General features: G+C 66.1%; 11 protein-coding genes. 10 read left to right on the forward strand and 1 reads right to left on the reverse strand.

Translation table 11 applies throughout. From position 1 onward, the window contains the following. The 7 genes from WBV89_RS01280 to lepB all read left to right on the forward strand — a co-directional run. Positions 1 to 383, forward strand: a 383-nt coding sequence (locus tag WBV89_RS01280; protein WP_423979527.1) for a proteasome accessory factor PafA2 family protein, incomplete at its 5' end; no start/stop codon positions are given. A gap of 9 nt (positions 384 to 392) precedes the next feature. Then, positions 393 to 590 carry a ubiquitin-like protein Pup gene (locus tag WBV89_RS01285; RefSeq protein ID WP_423979528.1) on the forward strand — a complete coding sequence of 66 codons (198 nt, stop codon included), beginning with the start codon at positions 393 to 395 and terminating at the stop codon, positions 588 to 590. 9 nt (positions 591 to 599) lie between these two features. Continuing rightward, complete coding sequence (prcB, locus tag WBV89_RS01290) at positions 600 to 1,397, forward strand: proteasome subunit beta (protein WP_423979537.1); 798 nt, start codon at positions 600 to 602, stop codon at positions 1,395 to 1,397. Further along, positions 1,394 to 2,077 carry a proteasome subunit alpha gene (prcA, locus tag WBV89_RS01295; RefSeq protein WP_423979529.1) on the forward strand — a complete coding sequence of 228 codons (684 nt, stop codon included), beginning with the start codon at positions 1,394 to 1,396 and terminating at the stop codon, positions 2,075 to 2,077. Before prcB ends, prcA begins: the two co-directional genes overlap by 4 nt. A gap of 88 nt (positions 2,078 to 2,165) precedes the next feature. After that, positions 2,166 to 3,371: an amidohydrolase family protein gene (locus WBV89_RS01300; protein ID WP_423979530.1), complete on the forward strand. Its 1,206-nt coding sequence runs from the start codon at positions 2,166 to 2,168 to the stop codon at positions 3,369 to 3,371. Positions 3,372 to 3,380: 9 nt separating this feature from the next. Beyond that, on the forward strand, positions 3,381 to 4,739 hold the full coding sequence (gene pafA, locus WBV89_RS01305) for a Pup--protein ligase (protein ID WP_423979531.1): 1,359 nt from the start codon (positions 3,381 to 3,383) through the stop codon (positions 4,737 to 4,739). Positions 4,740 to 4,784: 45 nt separating this feature from the next. Beyond that, positions 4,785 to 5,390, forward strand: coding sequence for a signal peptidase I (gene lepB, locus WBV89_RS01310; protein WP_423979532.1), 606 nt, complete (start codon positions 4,785 to 4,787; stop codon positions 5,388 to 5,390). Between the two features lie 2 nt (positions 5,391 to 5,392). Here the strand turns inward: lepB and WBV89_RS01315 are convergent, their stop codons facing one another. Further along, positions 5,393 to 6,118, reverse strand: a complete 726-nt coding sequence (locus tag WBV89_RS01315) for a glycerophosphodiester phosphodiesterase (RefSeq protein WP_423979533.1) — start codon at positions 6,116 to 6,118, stop codon at positions 5,393 to 5,395. 35 nt (positions 6,119 to 6,153) lie between these two features. Between WBV89_RS01315 and WBV89_RS01320 the strand changes: the two genes are divergently transcribed. The 3 genes from WBV89_RS01320 to WBV89_RS01330 form a co-directional block, all read left to right on the forward strand. After that, entirely contained in the window at positions 6,154 to 6,546 is a 393-nt protein-coding gene (locus WBV89_RS01320) for a Sec-independent protein translocase subunit TatA/TatB (RefSeq protein WP_423979534.1), read from the forward strand. Next, complete coding sequence (gene tatC, locus WBV89_RS01325) at positions 6,543 to 7,322, forward strand: twin-arginine translocase subunit TatC (protein ID WP_423979535.1); 780 nt, start codon at positions 6,543 to 6,545, stop codon at positions 7,320 to 7,322. Before WBV89_RS01320 ends, tatC begins: the two co-directional genes overlap by 4 nt. Before the next feature lie 7 nt (positions 7,323 to 7,329). Then, positions 7,330 to 9,278 (forward strand): DEAD/DEAH box helicase (locus tag WBV89_RS01330; RefSeq protein WP_423979536.1); only part of this gene is annotated, 1,949 nt, incomplete at its 3' end.

A 9,278-nucleotide genomic window follows, 5' to 3' on the forward strand; every position in this document is an offset into this window, starting at 1 on the left:
GGTTCCAGGAACGTCATGGGCTCGATCCGGCGTCGCCGAAACTCAAGGCGATCGATCTGCAATACCACGACATGCGCGCCGAACGGTGCCTCGCATTGCGGGTCGGGCTCGACACGCTGGTCGGCGATGACGAGGCACGGTCGGCGATGACCGACCCGCCCGCCTCGACACGCGCCTACTTCCGGGGGCGGTGCCTCGCCAAGTTCGCCGACGACATCGTCGCGGCGAACTGGGACTCGCTCGTGTTCGACGTCGGGCGCGATCCGCTCCGGCGGGTCCCGATGATGGAACCGCTGCGCGGGACGGCCGACCACGTTGGTACGTTGATCGACGAGAGCGAGACGGCCCGGATCCTGCTGGACCGGCTCGGTGAATCGAACTGAGGGAGCCCCATGGCAGAGCGTCAGCAGAAGTCGAAACCGTCCACGACCCGAGACGAGGAGTCCGTCGAGGAGTCCGCGCCTCCGGTGACCGAGAGCGGTGACAAGCTGAAGGCCGAACTCGACGACCTGCTCGACGAGATCGACGGTGTCCTCGAGACCAACGCGGAGGACTTCGTGAAGTCGTACGTCCAGAAGGGCGGAGAGTGAACGGTGGCGATGCCGTTCTTCGCACCGGGTGACGATCCCGGCGCCAACTTCCCCGATCTCCTGCGCCGGATCGGCCACGTCGCCGCTGCACCTGCCGGCACCTACGACGCCGACCTCCTCGGTGTCCCTCACGCAACCACGTGCGTCGCGCTGCGCTACGACGGTGGTGTGGTCATGGCCGGCGACCGTCGCGCCACGTCCGGCAACCTGATCTCGCACCGCACGATGGAGAAGGTCGTCCAGGCGGACCGTCACAGCGGCGTCGCGATCGCCGGGTCGGCCGGTCCGGCGATGGAAATGGTCCGACTCTTCCAACTCCAACTCGAGCACTACGAGAAGGTCGAGGGTTCGGCGATCAGCCTCGAAGGCAAGGCGAATCAGCTCTCGGCGATGGTCCGGAGCAACCTCCAGGCCGCGATGATGGGAATGGTCGTCGTGCCGATCTTCGCCGGCTACGACCTGCTCCGTCACACCGGCCGCCTGTGGGACTACGACGCCACCGGTGGGCGCTACGAGGAGCGTGACTACGTCGCGACCGGCTCGGGCAGCCTGCACGCCGGAACGGTGGTCAAGGTCGGCTTCCGCGGTGATCTCAGCCGCGACGATGCGGTCGACCTCGCGGCACGAGCCCTCTGGGAGGCAGCCGATGCCGACTCCGCGACCGGTGGCCCCGACGTGCTGCGCGGGATCTATCCCGTGATCGCGACGATCGACGAGGCCGGCTGGGAACGTCTCGAGGACTCCGATCTCGCTGCTCGTTACACGCGTATCATCGCCGAGGTCAACGGAAGGACCCCGCAGCAATGAGCATGCCGTTCTACGTTGCCCCCGAACAGATGATGAAGGACCGCGCCGACTACGCGCGGAAGGGCATCGCCCGGGGTCGTGCCCTCGTGGCGATGCGCTACGTCGACGGCATCGTGATCGTCGCCGAGAACGCGTCGGAGACGTTGCGCAAGGTGAGCGAGATCTACGACCGGATCGCGTTCGCAGGCGTCGGAAAGTACAACGAGTTCGACCAGTTGCGCGTCGCCGGCATCCGTGCCGCCGACCTCAAGGGATTCCAGTACTCCCGCGACGACGTCGATGCACGGAGCCTGGCCAACAGCTACGCCCAGATGCTCGGCAACATCTTCACCCACGAGATGAAGCCGATGGAGGTCGAGATCCTCGTGGCCGAGGTCGGACTCGACGGTGGTGGCGACCAGATGTTCCACATCCTCTACGACGGAACGGTCGTCGACGAGCGTGACTTCGCGGCGATCGGCGGCGACGCGGAGGCGATCCGCGACCGGCTCGGCACACAGTGGTCCGACGTGATGAACCTGTCCACAGCGGTGCGTACCGGCGTGTCGGTTCTGGCCGGCGACGATCGCGAGATTCCCTCCGGCGACCTCGAGGTCGCCGTGCTCTCACGCGGCAACGGGCGGCGTTGTTTCCACCGCGTCCCGGGACCCGACGTCGACGTCCTGCTGACCGACTCCTGAGCACGGTCGCGCCGGGCGTAGGGTCGGTGGATTGCCGAGGATCGGGGGACCCGCATGACCGACGCACCGACATGACCGACGCACCGACATGACCTACGCACCGAGTGACCGGGCGTACTACGACGCCGACAGCCACATCATGGAGCTGCCGAACTTCCTGATCGACTACGCCGACGCGTCGATCCGTGACCAACTCCGTCCGGTGAGCTACGAGGCATCCCTCGTCACCGACGAGGAGGTCGACGCGATCGTCGCCAACGGATCGAAACACAGCGCGGCGCACGTCGAGGCGCAGATCGCGCTCGGAGATCGGTTGATCGCCGAGTCGAAGGAGATCCAGGGCCTCGGAGCATTCGATCGAGCGGACCGATCGGTCGCGCTCGACATGCTCGGTTTCAGCAAGCAACTCGTGTTCGCGACGCACAGTGTGGCGACGCCGTTCTCGGCCAGCCGCAAGCTGCCCGACGACGTGCGCTATGGCGCCGCACGTGCGCACAACCTGGCGATGCGCGACTTCTGCGCCGACGACGACCGCTTGATGGGAGTCGGCGTCGTTCCACTCGACGATCCGGATCTCGCGCTGCTCGAGGTCGAGTTTGCGATCGACGCCGGGCTCGAGGCGATCTGGGTCCCGCACCATCCCGCAGGAGATCGGTCGCCGGGTCACGTCGACCTGTATCCGTTCTGGGATCGTCTCGCCGAGTCGGGCACCCCGTTCGTCCTCCACGTGGGAGGCGCTCCACTGCAGCTGGACACGCGGTGGGCCAACACGGGCCGACCGGCTGCGCGTGACTGGATGGGCGGCGGTGAGAACATCCGGAGCAAGGACATGGCGGTCCTCCACCAGGGTCCCGAGACGTTCCTGTCGGTGATGGTGATGGACGGAGTCTTCGAACGGTTGCCCGACCTGCGTGGTGCCAGTGTCGAACTCGGCGCCGGATGGGTGCCGTCGATGCTCGATCGTCTCGACTGGACGGTCCGCTCGTGGAAGAAGGTCGACCGGTACCTGGCCGAACTCGAACGGACACCGTCCGAGACGCTGCGTGCCCAGATGGCATTCACGCCGTTCGTGTTCGAGGACGTCGGTGGCTTCATCGACGCCTCTGCCGACGATCTGTACCTGTTCTCGAGCGACTACCCCCACGTCGAAGGCGGCAAGGATCCGATCGGACGATTCGAGCGGTCACTCGGTGATCGGGCGCCGGAGGTCCGCGAGCGCTTCTATTCCGAGAACTTCCTGAAGATCTTCCCCCGTGCTCGAGTTCACCAGCCGCTCGCCTCGGGCCTGGATTAGGTTGCGGGAGTGGAGCGACGGATCTACGGACTCGAGAACGAGTACGGCGTCACGTGCACGCTGCGCGGGCAGCGTCGGCTGAGCCCCGACGAGGTCGCCCGGTACCTGTTCCGGCGGGTGGTGTCGTGGGGTCGCAGCTCCAACGTGTTCCTCCAGAACGGCGCCCGGCTCTACCTCGACGTCGGCTCCCACCCGGAGTACGCCACACCCGAGTGTGACTCGGTCTACGACGTCGTCGTCCACGACAAGGCGGGGGAGCGGATCCTCGAGGACCTGGTCGCGTCGGCCGAGGAGCGCCTGGCGGAGGAGTCGATCCGCGGAACGATCTACCTGTTCAAGAACAACACCGACTCGGCGGGCAACTCGTACGGCTGCCACGAGAACTACATGACCCGGCGCGACGACGACCTCGGGACCTACGCCGAGGTGCTCATCCCGTTCTTCGTGAGCAGGCAGATCTACACCGGTGCGGGCAAGGTCCTGCAAACGGCGCGTGGCGCCAGTTACTCGATCGCCCAACGGGCGGAGCACATCTGGGAAGGGGTGTCGTCGGCGACCACCCGCAGTCGTCCGATCATCAACACCCGCGACGAACCCCACGCCGATGCCGAGCGGTTCCGGCGGCTGCACGTGATCGTCGGCGATTCGAACATGAGCGAGTACACGACGTTCGTGAAGATGGGCGCAGCGGCATGCATGCTGCGGATGCTCGAGGACCCGCAGGTCGTCCTGCGCGACATGACCCTCGAGAACCCGATCCGGGCGATCCGGGAGATCAGCCACGACATCACCTGTCGGCGCACCGTTCGTCTGGCGAACGGGCGCGACGTCAGCGCCCTCGACATCCAGCGGGAGTACCTCGATCGGGCGTTGCGCTACGCCGACGCACAGGGGTTCCCGCCGATGGAGCAGCGGGCATTGGACATGTGGCAGCACTGCATCGAGACGATCGAGGACGATCCGCTGAAACTCGACCGCGAGGTCGATTGGGTGATCAAGTACAAGCTGCTCGAGGCGTTCCGCGAGCGGCACGACCTCGGGCTCGGCGACGCCCGGGTCCAGTTGCTCGATCTGCAGTACCACGACGTCAGCCGGACGCGCAGTCCGTTCTACAAGCTGCAGGATCGTGGGCTGGTCGAGCGGATCTGCACCGATGCCGACATCGAAACCGCGGTCGACACCCCTCCGCAGACCACCCGGGCTCGGTTGCGTGGTGATTTCGTGAAGCGGGCGAAGGAACGCAAACGCGATTACACGGTCGACTGGGTGCATCTCAAGCTGAACGACCAGGCCCAACGCACCGTGTTGTGCAAGGACCCGCTCAAGAGCCGTGACGAACGGGTCGAGCGGTTGATCGAAACGCTCTGACCGTGGCCCATCGCTGGGTCGCGCAAGCGGTACCGTGAGGACTTCGTGAGTTCCGACACCGACATCGAGCAACCGGATGACATCGGATTCGACGATGATCCGCCCAACCGGACGGCGCGTGCGTTCTTCGACTGGATGGTCGTCATCGCCGTCGCCCTGTCGGTCGCCTTCCTGGTCCGCGGCTTCGTCATCGCACACTTCATCGTCGAGGGTTCGTCGATGGAATCGACGCTCGAGACGGGCGATCGGGTCTTCGTCAACAAACTCTCGTACCGGCTCCACGACCCGAATCGGGGAGACGTGGTCGTACTGCACCAGATCGACGGCGCCTCCGAACGAGATCTGATCAAACGGGTGATCGCGCTTCCGGGAGAGTCGATCGAGATGACCGACTGCGAGGTTCGCATCACCGACGCCACATCCGGCGAGTCACGCGTCCTGGACGAGCCGTACCTGGACATGACCGTGATCTCGCCGACGTGCGGAGGCGACTTCGAGGCGGTGTCGGTGCCCGATGACCACGTGTTCGTGATGGGCGACAATCGCAGCGGATCCCAGGACAGTCGGGTGCTCGGGCCGATCTCCGAGGATGACCTCGTCGGTCGGGCGTTCGTGGTGTTCTGGCCGCGCTCGGACTGGCAGTGGCTCTGAGTTCAGGGCGTCCCGACCTCGCGTGACATCGCCTCCATCATGGTGTCGGTGTGGTCGCTGTAGATCGCATCGACCCCCATGCGCAGAGCACCTTCGAGCTGGTGCTCGAACTGGAGATCCCAGCTGAACGCGAGCAGATCGAACCGGTGGAAGAGCACGACGAGGCCGCCGTTCCAGTCGGTGTGGTGCATGTTCATCGCGTCGATGCCGGCCTCGGCGAGCACGGAGGCGTGCCGTTCCGGGCCGGGGGAGAGCTTTGCCAGCCGGGTCGAGTGGACGAGGCGAAAGTCGGGGAGGCTCGTACGTCGTTCGGTCAAGTGGTCGAGAACCGGGTCGCAGAGCCAGGTCCGCCCTGCCGCGTCGGACGGTCGGTTGCGCACGGCCGCGGCGATCGCGTCGTAGGCATCGGGGTCCTTCACGTCGAGTGAGAGGTCGAACTCGGTGCCGCAGGTCTCGTACAACCGTTCCAGGCTCGGGATGTGGCCGGGCAACTCGGAGGAGGCGACGCGAGCGATCGGGATCCGCCGGAGACCACGTCGAACGACGCCGTCGTGGTCGAGCACGGCGACGCCGTCAGAGGTGATCCAGACGTCGCTCTCCAGGCCCGTCGCGCCGAGACGCAGGGCCAGTTCGAACGACTCGAGCGTGTTCTCGGGAGCGTGGGCGCGGGCTCCCCGATGGGCGAATGCGATGGGCGGATCGAGGCGGGAGGGGAGGCGTTGCTGCATTCCTGATCATGATGTCATGGTCGTAGACTCGACCCGTGTTCAATCTGCAGGGCAGCGAGATCATCTTCATCTTGCTGCTCGCCCTGGTCGTGCTGGGCCCCGAGAAGCTTCCGGGAGCGATCAAACGGGCCACCCAGACCTACAACGAACTGCGCAAGATGAGCAGCGGATTCCAGAGCGAGTTCAAGTCGGCGATCGACGAACCGATGCGCGAGATGCGCGCCACCGCCGACCTGATCAAGGACCAGGTCGATCCGAAGCAGATCGCCGATGCCGCCGAGAAGTCGGCGAGCGCCTCCGCGGCCGCGGATCGTGTTGATGCAGCGCGTGCGACCGGCGATTCGAGCGAGACGGCAGAAGGTGCAGACTCCGCATCCGGAGCTGAACCCGCTGATCCGTTCGACGATCCGCTCGAGGAGAGCGCATGACGGCCACGGCTGAGAAGCCGGCGGACACGATGACGCTGACGGAGCACCTCGGGGAGCTCCGGACGCGGATCATCCGGGCCGCGCTCGCCGTGGTCATCGGAGCGGTGCTGATCATCGCGTTCTACGATCAGGTCCTCACCTTCCTCGCCCAGCCGTACAACGACCTGTGTGACTCGAAGCCGACATCGTTCTGTCCGCCGCCCGACCAACGCCTCAACGCATTCAGCCCGACGGAGGGCTTCGCCGCCCGGATGCGGATCGGCCTGTACGGCGGGATCATCATCGCCCTCCCGGTCATCCTGTGGCAGATCTGGCGCTTCGTCGTCCCCGCTCTCGAAGCGAAGGAGAAGAAGTACGCGATCCCGTTCGTGGTCTCGTCCGTGGTGCTCTTCAGCGCCGGAGCGACGCTGGCGTACATCACCGTCGGCAAGGCCCTCGAGTTCTTGATCTCGTGGTCCGGCGAGAACGTCAACCAGGTGTTCGGGATCGAGAAGTACATCAGTCTGGTCGGGTTGATGATCTTCGCGTTCGGCGTCGGGTTCCTGCTGCCGGTGCTGCTGGTGTTCCTGCAGCTCGTCGGTGTCGTGTCGCCGCGCGTCCTCCTCGGAGCGTGGCGGTATGCGATCGTCGGCGTGTTCTGCCTCGCTGCGGTGATCACGCCGTCGGGCGACCCGGTGACGTTGATGATGCTCGCCGCACCGATGATCGTGCTGTATTTCGTCGCCGTCCTCATCGGCTATCTCGCCGGTCGCCGCACAGCCCGCTCGGCCACCTGATCGGTCGGTGACCGTGCGACCTGACCGAGACGAACTGATCTCCTCGCTGCCCTTTGCCCCTGACCGCTTCCAGGTGGACGCCTTCGATGCGCTCGATGCCGGACGGAACGTCGTGGTCGCGGCCCCCACCGGCAGCGGCAAGACCGTGGTCGCCGAGTACGGGATCGCCGCCGACCGGGTCGACGGACGGCGCTCGTTCTACACAGCGCCGATCAAGGCGCTGTCGAATCAGAAGTACCGCGATCTGGTCGAGCTCCACGGCGAACGCGCGGTCGGTCTCCTGACGGGCGACAACTCGATCAACGGTGATGCCCCGATCGTCGTGATGACGACCGAGGTGCTGCGCAACATGATCTACGCCGGGCGTGATCTCGGCGAACTGGGCACGGTGGTGGTCGACGAGGTCCACTTCCTCCAGGACACCTATCGAGGGCCGGTGTGGGAAGAGGTGATCATCCACCTTCCGCACCACATTCGCCTGATCGCCCTCTCGGCGACCGTCAGCAACGTCGCGGAGCTTGCGGACTGGATCGGAACCGTGCGCGGCCCGACCTCGGCGGTGGTCGAACGTCGGCGGCCGGTGGAGCTGTCGAACAAGTACCTCGTGGCGGATCGTGACGAGAACCGTCTCCATCTGATGGACATGTTCGTCGGTGGCGGTCTGAACCGTGACGCATTGCGACTCGACGAGTCGGCGGCGCGGCGACGACCACGACGCGACGACCGTCGTGGACGCGACCGCAGCGGACCGTCCGGTGGCGGGAGGCGACTGGCGACCCCGGGCCGGATCGACACCGTCGAACTCCTCGAATCGAAGAACCTGTTGCCGGCGATCTTCTTCATCTTCAGCCGCGCACAGTGCGACGAGGCGGCCAAGGCCTGCGTCGACGCCGGAATCGTCGTGAGCACCGACGCCGATCGAGCGGCCGTCCGGGCGATCGTCGACGAGCGTCTGTCGGCACTCGATCCTGACGATCTCGACGTCCTCGGCTACGAGCGGTTCGTCCGCCAGCTCGAGGCCGGTGTCGCAGCGCACCATGCCGGAATGGTCCCCGCGATGAAGGAGGTCGTCGAGGCCTGCTTCATCGCCGGGTTGATCAAGGTCGTGTTCGCCACCGAGACCCTCGCGGTCGGCATCAACATGCCCGCTCGGTCGGTCGTGATCGAGAAGCTCACCAAGTTCACCGGTGAACACCACGAACAGCTGACGCCGGGTCAGTACACCCAGTTGACCGGGCGTGCCGGCCGACGCGGACTCGACGAGACCGGCGACGCGATCGTGCTGTGGTCGCCATGGGTGCGATTCGACGAGGCGGCCCAGCTCGCGTCCAGCTCGTCGTTCCATCTCCGCTCGGTGTTCCGTCCGACGTACAACATGACGGCCAACCTGATCCGCACCCATTCGGCCGCGGAGTCGCATCGCCTGCTCAACCTCTCGTTCGCCCAGTTCCAGGCCGATCGTGACGTCGTGCAGATCGAGGCCCGCCTCGAGCGCAAACGGGCGACGCTCGCCGAGAAGCGCGCCGAGGCGGAGAGTCCGTTCGGCGATATCGACGAGTACCGGCGGCTCCGTCAGGGTGAGTCCGACGATCGTCGACAGCGTCGTGACGCGTCGGCCGGGCAGATGCGCGGCGCGATGGCGAAACTCAAGCCCGGCGCCATCATCCAGCTCTCGAAGCGCGAGATCAGCGGCCCGGTCGCGGTCGTGGCCGTGGCGCATCGTCGCTCCGGTGTTCGTCTCACGGTGATCACCAAGGGTGAAGACGTGATCCAGGTCGAGGGAGACGACCTGATCGACCTTCCCGAACCGGTCGGATCGATCAAGTTGCCACCGAACTTCGGCCCGCAGCGCAAGGGCTACCGGCGCGACGTCGCAAAGCGACTGCGCACTGCGAAGCTCGGGTCGGGGCGCGGCGGTCGCTCAGGCCGCTCCGGCGGGTCGGCACGGCCTCCGCG

The sequence above is a fragment of the Ilumatobacter sp. genome (assembly GCF_049588435.1).
GTDB lineage: Bacteria > Actinomycetota > Acidimicrobiia > Acidimicrobiales > Ilumatobacteraceae > Ilumatobacter_A.